At 67.7% G+C, this 16,493-nt stretch carries 13 protein-coding genes; 9 read left to right on the top strand and 4 right to left on the bottom strand.

Features of this window, described 5'->3' with window-relative positions; translation table 11 throughout:
- Nucleotides 1-158 precede the first annotated feature (158 nt).
- The 3 genes from BME24068_RS05475 to BME24068_RS05465 are packed head-to-tail and all read left to right on the top strand — an operon-like array spanning nt 159 to nt 3,646.
- Complete coding sequence (locus BME24068_RS05475) at nt 159-1,202, top strand: Fe(3+) ABC transporter substrate-binding protein (RefSeq protein ID WP_096509014.1); 1,044 nt, start codon at nt 159-161, stop codon at nt 1,200-1,202.
- On the top strand, nt 1,192-2,868 hold the full coding sequence (locus tag BME24068_RS05470) for an ABC transporter permease (RefSeq protein WP_174925407.1): 1,677 nt from the start codon (nt 1,192-1,194) through the stop codon (nt 2,866-2,868). Before BME24068_RS05475 ends, BME24068_RS05470 begins: the two co-directional genes overlap by 11 nt.
- Before the next feature lie 4 nt (nt 2,869-2,872).
- Entirely contained in the window at nt 2,873-3,646 is a 774-nt protein-coding gene (locus BME24068_RS05465; protein WP_174925406.1) for an ABC transporter ATP-binding protein, read from the top strand.
- 94 nt (nt 3,647-3,740) lie between these two features.
- On the opposite strand, the gene BME24068_RS05460 is transcribed toward BME24068_RS05465, so the two are convergent.
- The 4 genes from BME24068_RS05460 to BME24068_RS05445 all read right to left on the bottom strand — a co-directional run bounded on the left by BME24068_RS05460 (nt 3,741) and on the right by BME24068_RS05445 (nt 6,243).
- Nucleotides 3,741-4,211: an Lrp/AsnC family transcriptional regulator gene (locus tag BME24068_RS05460; protein WP_174925405.1), complete on the bottom strand. Its 471-nt coding sequence runs from the start codon at nt 4,209-4,211 to the stop codon at nt 3,741-3,743.
- 278 nt (nt 4,212-4,489) lie between these two features.
- On the bottom strand, nt 4,490-5,131 hold the full coding sequence (locus BME24068_RS05455; RefSeq protein WP_174925404.1) for an NAD(P)-dependent oxidoreductase: 642 nt from the start codon (nt 5,129-5,131) through the stop codon (nt 4,490-4,492).
- Between the two features lie 137 nt (nt 5,132-5,268).
- Nucleotides 5,269-5,724: an Rrf2 family transcriptional regulator gene (locus BME24068_RS05450; protein WP_096509009.1), complete on the bottom strand. Its 456-nt coding sequence runs from the start codon at nt 5,722-5,724 to the stop codon at nt 5,269-5,271.
- Nucleotides 5,725-5,817: 93 nt separating this feature from the next.
- Complete coding sequence (locus BME24068_RS05445) at nt 5,818-6,243, bottom strand: BCAL1086 family glycoprotein (RefSeq protein ID WP_174925403.1); 426 nt, start codon at nt 6,241-6,243, stop codon at nt 5,818-5,820.
- A gap of 193 nt (nt 6,244-6,436) precedes the next feature.
- Between BME24068_RS05445 and BME24068_RS05440 the strand changes: the two genes are divergently transcribed.
- The 6 genes from BME24068_RS05440 to BME24068_RS05415 all read left to right on the top strand — a co-directional run bounded on the left by BME24068_RS05440 (nt 6,437) and on the right by BME24068_RS05415 (nt 16,491).
- On the top strand, nt 6,437-6,772 hold the full coding sequence (locus BME24068_RS05440) for a hypothetical protein (RefSeq protein ID WP_174925402.1): 336 nt from the start codon (nt 6,437-6,439) through the stop codon (nt 6,770-6,772).
- Nucleotides 6,773-7,015: 243 nt separating this feature from the next.
- Nucleotides 7,016-8,209, top strand: coding sequence for an ammonium transporter (locus tag BME24068_RS05435; protein WP_174925401.1), 1,194 nt, complete (start codon nt 7,016-7,018; stop codon nt 8,207-8,209).
- Nucleotides 8,210-8,395: 186 nt separating this feature from the next.
- Nucleotides 8,396-10,360: a PhoX family protein gene (locus BME24068_RS05430; RefSeq protein ID WP_096509005.1), complete on the top strand. Its 1,965-nt coding sequence runs from the start codon at nt 8,396-8,398 to the stop codon at nt 10,358-10,360.
- A gap of 553 nt (nt 10,361-10,913) precedes the next feature.
- Nucleotides 10,914-11,738, top strand: coding sequence for an IclR family transcriptional regulator (locus BME24068_RS05425; RefSeq protein WP_096509004.1), 825 nt, complete (start codon nt 10,914-10,916; stop codon nt 11,736-11,738).
- A gap of 247 nt (nt 11,739-11,985) precedes the next feature.
- Complete coding sequence (locus BME24068_RS05420; RefSeq protein WP_115531429.1) at nt 11,986-13,362, top strand: MdtA/MuxA family multidrug efflux RND transporter periplasmic adaptor subunit; 1,377 nt, start codon at nt 11,986-11,988, stop codon at nt 13,360-13,362.
- 15 nt (nt 13,363-13,377) lie between these two features.
- Nucleotides 13,378-16,491, top strand: coding sequence for an MdtB/MuxB family multidrug efflux RND transporter permease subunit (locus BME24068_RS05415; RefSeq protein WP_096507470.1), 3,114 nt, complete (start codon nt 13,378-13,380; stop codon nt 16,489-16,491).
- The last annotated feature ends 2 nt before the right edge of the window (nt 16,492-16,493 follow it).

Here is a 16,493-nt window from a genome sequence, read left to right as displayed (position 1 = left end):
CCCCCGCCGTTCCCCGCCTCCGCCAAAACCTTTCATTTGATAATCATTCCCATTCCGATCTAGAATCCTGAATCTTTCGTTTTGTAATGTTTCGGGTTGCCCGGATGGCAGGCACACCCCGGAACGCTCCTTCGCCCGCCTGCCTCACCGGAGTCTCCATGTCGAATCCGCGCACCCGCCTGCTGCCGCTCGCCGGCGCCCTCGCCCTTGCCGCCGCCGCATTCGCGCCGCTGGCCCAGGCAGCCGAGGAAGTCAGCCTGTACACCACGCGCGAACCGAAGCTGATCCAGCCGCTGATCGACGCGTTCACGCAGCAGAGCGGCGTCAAGGTCAATACGGTGTTCGTGAAGGACGGCCTGCTCGAACGGGTGAAGGCCGAAGGCGCGCAGTCGCCCGCCGACGTGCTGATGACGGTCGACATCGGCAACCTGCTCGATCTCGTCGACGGCGGGCTCGCGCAACCGGTGCGCTCGAAGGTGCTCGACGACGCGATTCCGGCGAACCTGCGCGGCGCGCAAGGCGACTGGTATGCGCTGTCGCTGCGCGATCGCGTGCTGTATGTGGAAAAGGACCTGAAGGTCGACACGTTCCGCTACGAGGATCTCGCCGATCCGAAATGGAAAGGCAAGGTCTGCATTCGCTCGGGGCAGCATCCGTACAACACCGCGCTCGTCGCCGCGATGATCGCGCACGACGGCGAAGCCGCGACCGAAAAGTGGCTGCGCGGCGTGAAGGCGAACCTCGCGCGCAAGGCGACGGGCGGCGACCGCGACGTCGCGCGCGACATCCTCGGCGGCATCTGCGACGTCGGTCTCGCGAATGCTTACTACGTCGGCCACATGAAGAATGCCGAGCCCGGCACCGATGCACGCAAGTGGGGCGACGCGATCAAGGTCGTGCGGCCGACGTTCGCAAACGCGAAGAGCGGCGGCACGCACGTGAACGTCAGCGGCGCGACGGTCGCGAAGCACGCGCCGCACAAGGCCAACGCGGTGAAGCTGCTCGAATATCTGGTGTCGCCGCAAGCGCAGGCGCTGTATGCGCAGGCGAACTACGAATACCCGGTGCGCGCGAACGTGAAGCTCGATCCGGTGATCGCGAGCTTCGGCACGCTGAAGGTCGACCCGTTGCCGCTGACGGAGATCGCGAAACACCGCAAGGCGGCCAGCCAGCTCGTCGACAAGGTCGGCTTTGACAACTGATGCGTCGTTCGTCCGTGCGCGCCGCCAGCCGTTGCGCCCGCGCGCGGGCAGCCTTTCGCTGATCGCGGCCGTCGCGATCGCCGCGGCGGTCGCGGCGCCGCTCGCGGTGCTGGTCGCCGCCGCATTCGGCGCCGATCTCGCGCACTGGCGGCATCTCGCCGAATTCGTGCTGCCGCAAGCGCTCGCCAATACGCTGCTGCTGCTCGCGGGCGTCGGCGCGATCGTCACGGTGATCGGCACCGGCTGCGCGTGGCTCGTCACCGCGTACGACTTCCCCGGCCGCCGAACGCTGACGTGGGCGCTGCTGCTGCCGCTCGCGGTGCCCACCTATATCGTCGCGTTCGCGTACCTCGACCTGCTGCATCCAATCGGCCCCGTGCAAAGCGCGCTGCGCGCGCTGCTCGGCTTCGACAGCCCACGCCAGTTCCGCCTGCCCGACCTGCGCTCGCTGCCTGGCGCGATCTTCGTGCTCGGCTTCGTGCTCTATCCGTATGTGTACCTGAGTACGCGCGCGATGTTCGTCACGCAGTCTGCGAGCCTGCTCGAAGCGGCGCGCACGCTCGGCGCGGGACGCATCGCGACGTTCTGGCGCGTCGTCGTGCCGCTCGCGCGCCCCGCGATCGCGGTCGGCGTGAGTCTCGCGCTGCTCGAAACGCTGAACGACATCGGCGCGTCGGAATTCCTCGGCGTGCAGACGCTGACCGTATCGGTCTACACGACGTGGATCACGCGCTCCGACCTCGCCGGCGCCGCACAGATCGCACTCGCGATGCTGGCGATCGTCGTCGGCATGATCGCGCTCGAACGTTACGGACGCCGCCGCCAGCGCTACGCGCACGGCCGGCGCATGCGCCCGATCGCGCCGCGCCGGCTGACGGGCGCGGCCGCATGGAGCGCCGCCGCGCTCTGCTGGCTGCCCGTGCTGCTCGGCTTCGGCGCGCCGGCCGCGTATCTCGCCGCCGAGACCGGCAAGCGGCTGCATCTCGTCGGCGGCGTCTCCGCGCAACTGCTGACCGGGCTCGCGAACACGCTGACGATCGCCGCCGCCGCGACCGTCGCGACGCTCGCGTGCGGGCTCGTCGTCGCGTGGGCGGCGCGCGCGCAGCGCGACAGCGCGCGTGCGGGTCCGGCCCGCGCATGCGCGCGGATCGCGAGCCTCGGCTATGCGGTGCCGGGCACCGTGCTCGCGATCGGCCTGCTGATCACGTTCGCGGCGGCCGACCGGCTGCTCGGCGCGGCGCTCGGCCGCGACGGGCTGCTGCTGATGGGCTCCGCTGCCGCGCTCGTGATCGCGTACGCCGTGCGCTTTCTCGCGATCTCGACCGGCAGCATCGAGGCCGGCCTCGCACGGATTCCGCCGTCGCTCGAACAGGCCGCGCGCTCGCTTGGCGAGACGGCCGGCGGCACGCTGCGCCGCGTGCACCTGCCGCTGCTGTGGCCCGCGCTCACGACGAGCGCGCTGCTCGTCTTCGTCGACGCGATGAAGGAGCTGCCCGCGACGCTGCTGCTGCGCCCGCTGAATTTCGACACGCTCGCGACCTGGCTGTATGCGGAAGCCGCGCGCGGCACCTATGAGGAAGGCGCGGTCGCCGCGCTCGCGATCGTGCTGGCCGGGCTCGTGCCGGTGATCCTGCTCGCGCGCACCCGCCACAAGATCGGAGCCTGACACCGTGAACCTGCTCGAACTCGACGACCTCTGCGTCACCTACGACACGCCGCAAGGCCGCCGCACGGTGGTCGACGGACTGAGCCTCGCGCTGCCGCGCGGCGACATCGGCTGCCTGCTCGGCGCATCGGGTTGCGGAAAGACCACCGTGCTGCGCGCGATCGCCGGCTTCGAACCGGTGCGCATGGGGCGCATCGTGCTGGACGGCACCCCCGTCGCGGCGCCGGCGCTCGACGTGCCGCCCGAGCGGCGGCGCATCGGGATGATGTTCCAGGACTACGCGCTGTTCCCGCACCTGAGCGCGGCCGAGAACGTTGCGTTCGGCCTGCGCCGCATGCCGAAGGCCGAACGGCGCATCCGGGTCGCCGACATGCTTGATCTCGTCGGTCTCGCCGATTCGGGCGGCGCCTATCCGCACGAACTGTCGGGCGGCCAGCAGCAACGCGTCGCCCTCGCCCGCGCGCTCGCGCCGTCGCCGGAACTGCTGCTGCTCGACGAGCCGTTCTCGAATCTCGACGTCGATACGCGCGAGCGGCTTGCGTTCGAGCTGCGCGAGATCCTGAAGCGCACCGGGCACACCGCGATGCTGGTCACGCACAATCAGGCGGAAGCGTTTGCGATCGCCGACCGGATCGGCGTGATGAAGGACGGTCAGCTCGCGCAATGGGACACGCCGTATGCGCTGCATCGCCATCCGGCCAGCCCGTTCGTCGCGGAGTTCGTGCGCCGCGACGCGCTGGCGGACGAACGCGCGCGCGCATTGGCACGGGGCCGCTGAGCGCGGTCACGGTGCGCATCGTCGCCGGGGGCACACACCCGCACGCCGAGCCGCAACTTGTCGCCTCGTCGCGCAAGCGGGCCGGATGCCGCTCTTACGCCGGCTCGGAAAGATCGCGCACCGGCAGCGCGGTCGAATACTTGATCTGCTCCATCGCGAACGACGAGCTGACGTCGAACAGCGGCACCGTCCGGATCAGTTGCTTGTACACGCGATCGTAATCGTCGATGCCGGCCACCACCACGCGCAGCAAATAGTCGGTCTCGCCGCTCATCCGGTACACCTCGACGACCTCCGGCATGTCGCGCACGGCCTGCGTGAAGCGCTGCGCCCACTCTTCGGTGTGCTGGTTGGTGCGAATCGCGACGAACACGGTCGTGCCGACGCCGAGCTTGCGCGGATCGCACAGCGCGACCTGCGCGCGGATCGCGCCGGTTTCCTTGAGCCGCTGCACGCGCTTCCAGCATGGCGTCTGCGACAGGTTCACCCGCTGCGCGAGCTCCGCGATCGGCAGTGTGGCATCTGCCTGCAACAGCTCCAGCAGCTTGCGATCGATGACATCCATTTACCCGGTCCCTTTTCGATAGAAATTTTTTCTATGCATTCAGCATGACGGGGAACAATATGGAAACCGCTGCACCGCGTCGACCGGGATAAATACCAATCGAGCGCGAGACGATGTGCCGTGCGCACTTCCGCTCGCGCCGGCGCGCGTCGAATCGACGCGCCAAACGAAACAGGCGACTCCGCCCGTCGAGGGGGAATCGCCTGAAATCACGACCCGTTGCGACGCGCCGCCGCGTGCGATAGCCGCTGCTTACGCGCCGCCCGCCGCGATGCCGCTCAATACGCGACCGTTGCGATCTCGCGTACGAAGCTGTCCTGCTCGAGCGCATCGACGAACGCGACCGCATAGTCTTCCGCCGAAATCCTGCTGTTGCCCTGCGCGTCCGCGATCAGCGTGCCGGCGCCGGTACGGAACGTGCCCGTGCGCTCGCCCGGCGCGATCAGTGCGGCCGGTGCGAAGAACGTCCAGTCGAGATCGCTGACCGTCTCCAGGTAGTTGAGCGCATCGCGGTGCGCGAGCGCGACCGCCTTGTATGCATCCGGGAAGCCTTCGGTGTCGACGAGCTGCTTGCCGGGCGCCACTTCGAGCGAACCGGCGCCGCCCACCACCACGAGCCGCTTCAGGCCCGCTTCGCGCGTGCCGGCAACCAGCGCCTTCGCGGCCGTGACGACCTTCGCGGCATCGTCCTGTTTCGGACCGTACGCGCTCGCAACGACATCGTGCCCCGGCAGCGCGGCGGCAATGCTGGCCGCATCGAACAGATCGGCCGCCTTCGCGGTGATGCCGTCGCCGGCCGCGCCCGGATGGCGCGACAGTGCGGTCACGCGATGGCCGCGACGCGCGGCTTCCGCGGCGATGCGCGAGCCGATCATGCCGGTGGCGCCGAACAGCGCGATGTTCAAGGTACGTTGCGTCATGTCGATTCTCCAGAAATAAAAAGTAACTAAAGTAATTACATATAAGACCGAAAAAAACGGAGCAAACGCCCCGTCGCGCCGATCGCCGCGCATGCGCGCCGCCCGGCTTCCTGCCCTGCCTCATCCGTTGCCCGCGCCTACCCGCTCGCGCTTCCGGCAGGCCGGCCGCGCTGCTCCGATTCGAGCACGTCTGCCGTGACGTCGGCCAGCGTGCGCGTGGCGAGCGATGCTTCCATCGCGCGCTGCGCGTCGCCGATATAGTCGATCAGCACGCCCTGGATGTGCCGTCCGACGAGGCACGCCGGATTCGGCGCCTCGCGGTGTAGCGCAAAGAGCTGCGCATCGTCGACCGCGCGATACACGTCGAGCAGCGTGATGTCGCCGGGCTCGCGCGCCAGCAGCGCACCGCCTCCGGCGCCGAGCTGCGACGTGGTGAGCCCCGCGGCCGCCAGCATCGACAACAGCCGGCGGATCAGCGCCGGATTCGTGTTCACGCTGCCCGCGATGATGTCGGACGACAGCGGCGCACCTTCCTGCATCGACAGCAAGGCAAGCACGTGAACGGCAAACGCGAACCGGCTGCTGGTATTCATTCCTCACTCACTCGGCTGACGCCGGCCCGAACAGCGGCCGGCGCCAATATGTAACCACTATAATTACATTTGATGGATTGTGCAAGCGCGCGTTCAGTTGCTGGCCGGCTTCGCGCCTGCCGCATTCTGCTGGCTCCATTGCTGGAGCTTCTTGCCGGCCTCTGCCATCTTCGCGCCCGCTTCGGAAGCCGCATGCGCGACGACCGCGGAAGCCGCCGCATCGAACTGCGCCTGCGCGGCGGACGCGAGACCGCTCGCGGACAGCGGCGGCACGGCCGACGCCGCCGAGGCAATACCGGCCTTCGCGGCATCGATCTGCTGGTTGACGGTGCTCGCCACCTGGTCGAGCGCCTTGGCCGCATGGTTCGCGGCATCGGCGGCCGCGCTCGCGGCGGTATCGGGTTGCGCGGCCGGCGTGCCGGACTTCTCGCAGCCCGCGAGCAACAACACGGCACCGATGGCCGCGACCGCCAGTACGGCGCCGGGCGCGCAACGCGCCCGCCAAGTCTTCATCTTCATCAGCAATCTCCGGCCGCGTGTCGCACGGCCTGAATGGTTGGACCGACGTCGATGATACCGCCTGCAGAACGGGGCCAATGACGACTCACGATTAAAAATGCCTTTCAATTTCGAATTCGTCCGATTCAATCGCAGGCGCGACGACACTAAAGTGGACACGCTTCGATCCGCTTCGTCCGTCTCCCGCTTCCTCATGGCTTTCCTCATCGACTGGTTCATCGCGCTGGCCGCCGTGCTCGCCACTACCCTGTTCCTGTGCCTGCGTTCCCCGTCCGCACACCGCCTGCGCGGCGCCGGGCACGCGCGCCGCGTCGCGTCCGCGCGTCTGCTCGCGCAGGCCGTGATCGGCTTCTGGACAGCCACGCTGATCGTCGCGCAAGGCATCCTCGGCCCCGACGGCGACGGCCAGTCGGCCACGGGCGTCGCGTCGCTCGCATTCGCCGCGCTCGGGCTGGCAGCCGTGGCCACCTACTGGGCGGCGTGCGCGCTGCGGCTGCGCCGCCCGCGCATGCTGTTCGCGCGCCGCTGACGCGCCAGCGCGGTGCATCGCGGCGCACCGCACTGCACATCGCACGCACCAGTTCCGCCCGTCGCGCACCACGCACGTGCACCCGATGCGGCCCCTTGACCGCGCACCGCCCGCCCCGCAACCGTGCACGCGTCACCGGAATGCCGCACCGCCCGGCCTTCCGCACCAATTGCACGCAGCCATTCACCAAGTTGGCTCGATACTTGCGTTCGTTGCCCGTTTTTTGCGCAAGGAAGCCACGGCATGGATGGTCTGAAATCCGGCGTCGACACACTGTTCCTGTTGATCGGCGCCGTCATGGTGCTCGCGATGCACGCGGGCTTCGCATTTCTCGAGCTCGGCACGGTCCGCAAGAAGAACCAGGTCAACGCGCTCGTGAAGATCCTGGTCGACTTCTCGGTGTCGACGCTCGCGTACTTCTTCATCGGCTATACGATCGCGTACGGCGTCGAGTTCTACGACGACATCGGCACGCTGTCGCAGCACAGCGGCTACGCACTCGTGCGCTTCTTCTTCCTGCTGACGTTCGCGGCGGCCATCCCCGCGATCGTGTCCGGCGGCATCGCCGAGCGCGCCAAATTCAATCCGCAGCTCGTCGCGACGTTGATCATCGTCGGCTTCATCTATCCGTTCTTCGAAGGGATCGCATGGAACGGCCGCTTCGGCGTGCAGGACTGGCTCACGCATGCGTTCGGCGCGCCGTTCCACGATTTCGCCGGCTCGGTCGTCGTGCACGCGTTCGGCGGCTGGGTCGCGCTGCCGGCCGTGCTGCTGCTCGGCGCGCGCCACGGCCGCTATGCGAAGGACGGCCGGATCGCCGCGCATCCGCCGTCGAACATCCCGTTCCTCGCGCTCGGCGCGTGGGTGCTCGCGGTGGGCTGGTTCGGCTTCAACGTGATGAGCGCGCAGACGCTCGACAAGATCAGCGGCCTCGTCGCCGTGAACTCGCTGATGGCGATGGTCGGCGGCACGCTCGCCGCGTGGATGGCCGGCCGCAACGACCCGGGTTTCACGTACAACGGCCCGCTCGCGGGCCTCGTCGCGGTGTGCGCGGGCTCCGACGTGATGCACCCGATCGGTGCGCTCGTCACGGGCGCCGTGGCCGGCGCGCTGTTCGTCGCGATGTTCACGTGCGTGCAGAACAAGTGGCGCATCGACGACGTGCTCGGCGTGTGGCCGCTGCACGGCATGTGCGGCGCGCTCGGCGGGCTCGCGGCCGGCGTGTTCGGACAGCCCGCGCTGGGCGGCCTCGGCGGCGTGTCGTTCGTGTCGCAGCTCATCGGCACGCTCGGCGGCATTGCGATCGCGACTGCGGGCGGCACGCTCGTCTACGGCGCGCTGAAGGCGACCGTCGGCCTGCGTCTGGATCGCGAGGCCGAATTCGACGGCGCCGACCTGTCGATTCACCGCATCTCGGCCACGCCCGAGCGCGACTGAGCACGCCCGCGACGGGCATCCGCCGGCCTGCCTGACGGATGCCCGACACAACATTACGTTTTCAATTCAAAAAACTTTCATCCAGCACCCCTACACTTCCGTCCAGTTTTCAACTTGCCTTCGCAAAGCCTGCAAATTGCCTGCCTCGCGAAGACGACTCTTCCAACAACCGAAACTGGACTCCACATGCCCGCGTTGCCCAATGCTTCCCGTCGTCAGGCCCTGAAGATCCTCGCCGGCGCGCCCATGCTGCCTCTCTCCGGCCTCGCGCTGCCGGCTCTGCTGACAGGCTGCGGCGGCGACGACGATCCCGCTTCCGTCACGACGCCGGCTGCCGCCGCCTACACGTCGGCGGCATTCTCGGCAATGGCCGCCCCGACGCTCGACAACGCGGCCGCGATGGCCACGACGACGGTCGGCTCGACGCTGTCGGTGTCGTTCTCCGACGGCTCGTCGCGCAACTTCAAGCTCGCATACCGGCCGTTCTTCGTGACGGGCGACATGGTGCCGGACGGCAAGGGCGGCACGACGCTCGCAGGCGGCTACTACGACATCAACAACCAGCCGATCATCGATCGCTCGGTCGCCGGCAAGGAGCGCCAGTTCTATTCGGACTGCCCGGACGGCAGCTCGCTGCTGACGGTGAAGAACGCGAACGTGGCCGGCGTGAAAGGCAACACGGTGTTCGCGGTCGTGCAGTTCGAATACGCGACGCGCGACCAGGCAAGCGCATCGCAGTACGGTCAGCTGCCGTCGCCGATCGCGGTGATCACGCTCGACCAGGATCCGGCGAACGGCGCGCTGAAGGTCGTCAAGTATCACAACGTCGACACGTCGAAGGCGCACGGCCTGTGGATCACCTGCGGCGCGAGCCTGTCGCCGTGGGGCACGCACCTGTCGAGCGAGGAGTACGAGCCGGACGCGACGAAGACCGCGACCGATGCGCAGTTCAAGGCATTCAGCAAGAACACGTTCGGCGACGAGACGAAGGCGAACCCCTATCACTACGGCCACCTGCCCGAAATCACGGTGAACCCGGACGGCACGGGCGCGGTCACGAAGCACTACTGCCTCGGCCGCATCTCGCACGAGCTGATCCAGGTGATGCCGGACCAGCGCACCGTGATGATGGGTGACGACGCAACCAACGGCGGCCTGTTCATGTTCGTCGCCGACAAGGCGGCCGACCTGTCGGCCGGCACGCTGTACGTCGCGAAGTGGGCGCAGACGTCGTCCGCCGGCGCCGGCAGCGCGACGCTGACGTGGATCAAGATCGGCCACGCGACGAGCGGCGAGATCGAGGCGCTCGCGAACAAGCTGACGGCGTCGGACATCATGGACCTGACGACGACCGACCCGAACGACGCGAGCTACACGAAGATTCACTACGGCGGCAAGTTCAACTGGATGCGCATCAAGCCCGGGATGGAAAAGGCGGCCGCGTTCCTCGAGACGCACCGCTACGCGGCGCTGATCGGCGGCAGCATGGCGTTCACGAAGCTCGAAGGCACGACGGTCGACGTGAAGGACAAGATCGTCTACACGGCGATGTCGCGGATCGAAACGTCGATGGTCCAGGGCAATGCGGTGTCGCGCGACGTCGCGGTCGACAAGAAGATCGCCGCGGGCGCCGTCTACGCGCTGAACCTGAAGGCCGGCCAGCGCGACACGTCGGGCGCCGCGATCGACAGCGAATGGGTGCCGGTCGACATGGGCGCGCCGGCCGCGCTCGTCGGCGAGGATCTCGCGACGGCGGACGCACTGGGCAACCTCGCGCACCCGGACAAGATCGCGAACCCGGACAACGTGAAGTTCTCCGAAAAGTTGCGCACCCTCTTCATCGGCGAAGATTCGGGCATGCACGTGAACAACTTCCTGTGGGCGTACAACGTCGACACGAAATCGCTCACGCGCGTGCTGTCGTGTCCGGCCGGCGCCGAATCGACGGGCCTGCACGCGGTCGACGAGATCAACGGCTGGACGTACATCATGAGCAACTTCCAGCACGCGGGCGACTGGGAATCGCCGCTGCACGACAAGGTCAAGCCGACGCTCGATCCGCTCGTGCGCGCGAACTTCAAGGACCGGTTCGGCGCCAGCGTCGGCTACCTGACCGCCGAGCAGACCAGCATCAAGCTCGCGAAGGCCTGAGCGCCGCGCGCGGGGCCGCACGCCGCCCCGCTTCTTCATCACGTTTCATTCGTCGGCGCTCCACGCCGGTTCATGCGCGATGCCCGTCCGGGCGTCGCGCTTTTTTTTTGCGCGCGCCGCACGCACGCATGCGCGCGCGAACCCGCGAACGGGCGTTTTCAAACGATCGGGGATAATACGGGCCTGACGCGTCCGGCGGACGGGCAAAAAAAAGCGCCACGGAGACCGTGGCGCTAAAAAAGTTCTAGCCATTCCGAGGGCCGTGCTAGAACCTGAGAGACTGCGCGAAACACCGTTGCCGGTTAAACTCCTGAAACGATGTTTCGAAAACGTGAGACATTCTTTCCGTTTCCGCCCGACAAGTCAAGCGGTATTTGCACCGGTTTCTTCACTTTCCGGTAACGCTGCCTTGAGCGTTTTCCCAATAAACCAAGGGTGAACCCGTAAAATATCATCTGATGAACGATTCACCCGCGGAACGTGCATCTTTTGACAATTATCGTACGATACCAACAAAATTGAAATCGAGTTTCGGAAATAGAGAGAATCCCTCGTGTCGACATCTGTAACGCCTCCCGCGCTCCGAGAACGCGAATCGTCGCCCGACGAAATCACCGCGCTCGCACGCGGCCTCGCCGTGCTGCGCCGCATCGCAGCCGCCGACGCTCCGGTCAGCAACCGCGAGCTGACCGAACTGACCGGTATCCCGAAGCCGACCGTATCGCGCATCACGGCGACGCTCGTCAGCGCCGGCTTCCTGTTCCAGTTGCCCGACAGCGAACGCTTCGTGCTGACCGCGTCGGTGCTCGAGCTGAGCCACGGTTTCCTGCGCAACTTCGACATCCGCGCGCGGTCGCGGCCGTTCATGATCGAGCTCGCCGAGCGCACGTCGCTGTCGGTGCACCTCGCGGTGCGCGACCGGCTCGACATGGTCGCGATCGACGTGATCCGGCCGCGCTCGGCCGTGCTCGTCACGCGCCTCGAGATCGGCTCGCGGATGGACATCGCGCGCACCGCCGTCGGCCGCGCGTATCTCGCGGCGCTGGAGGACGACGAGCGTCGCGCGCTGCTCGACGCGCTGCGCACGACGGCCGGCGACGACTGGCCGCACGTGTCGGCTCGCCTGACCCCCGCGCTCGACGATGCGATGCGCGAAGGCCACGCGATCGCGATCGGCGAATGGCGCGAAGGGCTGAACGCGGTCGCAGCCGGATTCGTCGGCCCGTCGGGCCAGCGCTACTCGGTGAATTGCGGCGGCGCGGCGAGCCAGTGCTCGCCCGAATGGCTGCAGGAACACGTGGTGCCCGCACTGCAGGAATGTATTGCGAAAATCACGCGCGAGATCGGCGGCGCGCCCGCCCGGCGGGTCGGCTTGTAATCGATTCGTCATCGTTCTGTCGCGTTCTGTAACGACAGTAACCCGTTGAAAGATAGACCACTGGACTCTAACGGGGACGGGACGTAGGATCATGCCCATCGTCGCGCCGCATTCGCGGTGCGCACCGCTCTTTTCTCGCGCGGATCGGAAGGGCCCGGACCGAGCCAGCCCTCCCGGCACCGCATGCCCACGCGCAGTTCCGCGCCCGTTTCCCCGGCACGCCGCGCCGTCTTCCTGACAAAACACGATGGACAACCAACAAAAGCCCACGCCCCCTTCGAAGGATCCTGCCTCCCCCGCCGCTCGCCGCCCGCGCCGCACGCTGGCGCTCGGGACGCTCGCGGTCGTCGTCATCGGCGGCCTGCTGTGGTGGCATCCGTGGAACCGTACGCCGGCCGGCGCGCCGGCAGCGGGCAGCGCGGCGTCCGGCGCCGCTGCGGGCGGTGGCGGAGGCGGCCATCGCGGCCGCGGCGGCCCCGCGGCGATGGCGAACGTGCCGCAACCCGTGTCGGTCGCGACCGCGACGCAAGGCGAGATGCCGATCGTGCTGTCCGCGCTCGGCACCGTGACGCCGCTCGCGAACGTGACGGTCAAGACGCAGTTGTCGGGCTACCTGCAGTCGGTGGCATTCCAGGAAGGCCAGATCGTCAAGAAAGGCGACCTGCTCGCGCAGATCGACCCGCGCCCGTACCAGGTGTCGCTCGAGAACGCCGAAGGCACGCTCGCTCGCGACCAGGCACTGCTCGCGACGGCCCGCATCGACCTGAAGCGCTACCAGACGCTGCTGTCGCAGGACTCGATCGCGTCGCAGACGGTCGACACGCAGGCCTCGCTCGTCAAGCAATACGAAGGGACGGTGAAGACCGACCAGGCGGCGATCGATTCCGCGAAGCTGAACCTCACGTACGCGCGCGTCACGGCGCCGGTGTCGGGCCGCGTCGGCCTGCGCCAGGTCGACCCGGGCAACTACGTGACGCCGGGCGATACGAACGGGATCGTCGTGATCACGCAATTGCAGCCGATGAGCGTGATCTTCACGACGTCGGAAGACAACCTGCCGCAGATCGTCAAGCAGGTGAACGCGGGCCAGAAGCTGTCGGTCACCGCGTACAACCGCAACAACACGGTGCCGCTCGAGACGGGTTCGCTCTCGACGCTCGACAACCAGATCGACACCAGCACCGGCACGGTCAAGCTGCGCGCGACGTTCGATAACAAGGGCGGGCTGCTGTTCCCGAATCAGTTCGTCAACACGCGGCTGCTCGTCGACGTGCTCCGCAATGCGACGATCGTGCCGACGTCCGCCGTGCTGACGGGCTCGATCGGCCAGTTCGTCTACATCGTGAAGCCCGACAACACGGTGACGGTGCGCAAGGTCACGGCCGGCCCGGTCGACGGCGAGCGCACGAGCATCGCGAGCGGCGTCGCGGTCGGCGAGCGCGTCGTCACCGACGGGTCCGACCGGCTGCGCGAAGGCGCGAAGGTCACGATCCCGGCCGACAAGCCGAAAGGCGCGTCCGGCGCGCATGGCGCCGGGGCGGCGTCGGGCGCCTCGGGTACGGCCGGCCACCACGGCGGACACAAGCACGGCGCGTCGCAGGCTGCGGCCCCCGCGGCCCAGTAACGCGCGGGCCGCTCGATGAATCCATCCCGCCTCTTCATTCTCCGGCCGGTCGGCACCGCCCTCCTGATGGCGGCGATCATGCTGGCCGGTCTCGTCGCGCTGCGCTTCCTGCCGCTCGCCGCGCTGCCCGAAGTCGACTACCCGACGATCCAGGTCCAGACCTTCTATCCGGGCGCGAGCCCGGAGGTGATGACGTCGTCGGTCACCGCGCCGCTCGAACGCCAGTTCGGCCAGATGCCGTCGCTGAACCAGATGTCGTCGCAAAGCTCGGCCGGCGCGTCGGTGATCACGCTGCAGTTCTCGCTCGACCTGCCGCTCGACATCGCCGAACAGGAAGTGCAGGCCGCCATCAACGCGGCCGGCAACCTGCTGCCGTCCGACCTCCCGGCCCCGCCGATCTACGCGAAGGTCAACCCGGCCGACGCGCCGGTGCTCACGCTCGCGATCACGTCGAAAACCTTGCCGCTCACGCAGGTGCAGGATCTGACCGACACGCGCCTCGCGATGAAGATCTCGCAGATCGCGGGCGTCGGCCTCGTGAGCCTGTCGGGCGGCAACCGGCCGGCCGTGCGGATCCAGGCGAACCCGACCGCGCTCGCGCAATACGGGATGAACCTCGACGATCTGCGCACGACGATCTCGAACCTGAACGTGAACACGCCGAAGGGCAACTTCGACGGCCCGACGCGCGCGTACACGATCAACGCGAACGACCAGCTGACGAGCGCCGACCAGTACAACGACGCCGTGGTCGCATACAAGAGCGGCCGCCCGGTGATGCTGACCGACGTCGCGAAGGTCGTCGCCGGCTCGGAGAACACCAAGCTCGGCGCGTGGGTCGATTCGGAGCCCGCGATCATCCTGAACGTGCAGCGCCAGCCGGGCGCGAACGTGATCGCGACCGTCGACGCGATCAAGGCGCAGTTGCCGAAGCTGCAGGAAACGCTGCCCGCGGCGCTCGACGTGCAGATCGTCACCGACCGTACGACGATGATCCGCGCGGCCGTGCGCGACGTGCAGTTCGAGCTGCTGCTGTCGGTCGCGCTGGTGGTGCTGGTGATGTACCTGTTCCTCGCGAACGTCTACGCGACGATCATCCCGAGCCTGTCGGTGCCGCTGTCGCTGATCGGCACGCTGGCGGTGATGTACCTGGCCGGCTTCTCGCTGAACAACCTGTCGCTGATGGCGCTCACCATCGCGACCGGCTTCGTCGTCGACGATGCGATCGTGATGATCGAGAACATCGCGCGCTACGTCGAGGAAGGCGACACGGGCCTCGAGGCCGCGCTGAAGGGATCCCGGCAGATCGGCTTCACGATCATCTCGCTGACGGTGTCGCTGATCGCGGTGCTGATCCCGCTGCTGTTCATGGGCGACGTGGTCGGCCGCCTGTTCCACGAGTTCGCGATCACGCTCGCGGTGACCATCGTGATCTCGGCGATCGTGTCGCTCACGCTCGTGCCGATGATGTGCGCGAAGCTGCTGCGCCATTCGCCGCCACCCGAGAGCCACCGCTTCGAGGCGCGCGTGCACCGCGGGATCGACTGGGTGATCGCGCGCTACGCGGTCGCGCTCGAATGGGTGCTGAACCGCCGGCGCTCGACGCTCGTCGTCGCGCTGCTCACGCTCGGGCTGACCGCCCTGCTCTACATCTACGTGCCGAAGGGATTCTTCCCCGCGCAGGATACCGGCATGATCCAGGCGATCACGCAGGCGCCGCAGTCCATTTCGTACGGCGCGATGGCCGAACGCCAGCAGGCGCTCGCGGCCGAGATCCTGAAGGATCCGAACGTCGAGAGCCTCACGTCGTTCATCGGCGTCGACGGCAGCAACATCACGCTGAACAGCGGCCGGATGCTGATCAACCTGAAGGCGCGCGACGACCGCTCCGAAACCGCCGCGCAGATCATCCGCGACCTGCAGCGGCGCGTCGCGAACGTGACGGGCATCTCGCTGTTCATGCAGGCGGTGCAGGATCTGACGATCGACTCGACCGTGAGCCCGACGCAGTACCAGTTCATGCTGACGAGCCCGAACCAGGACGAGTTCGCGACCTGGGTGCCGAAGCTCGTCGCGCGGCTGCAGCAGGAGCCGTCGCTCGCCGACGTCGCGACCGACCTGCAGAGCAACGGCCAGTCCGTCTACATCGAGATCGACCGCGCGAGCGCCGCGCGCTTCGGCATCACGCCGGCGACCGTCGACAACGCGCTGTACGACGCGTTCGGCCAGCGCATCGTGTCGACGATCTTCACGCAGTCGAACCAGTACCGCGTGATTCTCGAGTCCGAGCCGAAGGAGCAGCACTACGCCGAATCGCTGAACGACATCTACCTGCCGTCCGCCGGCGGCGGCCAGGTGCCGCTGTCGTCGATCGCGTCGTTCCACGAACGGCCGTCGCCGCTGCTGGTCTCGCACCTGTCGCAGTTCCCGTCGACAACCGTCTCGTTCAACCTCGCGCCGGGCGCCTCGCTCGGCGAAGCGGTGAAGGCGATCGACGCCGCGGAGAAGGACATCGGCCTGCCCGGCTCGTTCCAGACGCGCTTCCAGGGTGCGGCGCTCGCGTTCCAGGCGTCGCTGTCGAACCAGCTGTTCCTGATCCTCGCGGCCGTCATCACGATGTACATCGTGCTCGGCGTGCTGTACGAGAGCTACATCCACCCGATCACGATCCTGTCGACGCTGCCGTCGGCCGGCGTCGGCGCGCTGCTCGCGCTGATGATCACCGGGCACGACCTCGACATCATCGGGATCATCGGGATCGTGCTGCTGATCGGGATCGTGAAGAAGAACGCGATCATGATGATCGACTTCGCGCTCGAGGCCGAACGCGTCGAAGGCAAGCCGCCGCGCGAGGCGATCTACCAGGCGTGCCTGCTGCGGTTCCGGCCGATCCTGATGACCACGCTCGCCGCACTGCTCGGCGCGGTGCCGCTGATCGTCGGCTCCGGCGCGGGTTCCGAGCTGCGCCAGCCGCTCGGGATCGCGATCGCGGGCGGCCTGGTCGTGTCGCAGGTGCTGACGCTGTTCACGACGCCGGTGATCTACCTCGGCTTCGACAGCCTCGCGCGCCGCGTGCGCGGCTGGTTCGAACGGCACGGTCCGGCCGCAGGCAAGCACACGGATGCGTAAGC

Origin of the sequence: Burkholderia anthina (assembly GCF_902498995.1) — a bacterium.
GTDB lineage: Bacteria > Pseudomonadota > Gammaproteobacteria > Burkholderiales > Burkholderiaceae > Burkholderia > Burkholderia anthina.
The sequence above is the reverse complement of the archived record's forward strand: the minus strand, read 5'-3'. Positions and strand labels throughout refer to the sequence as shown.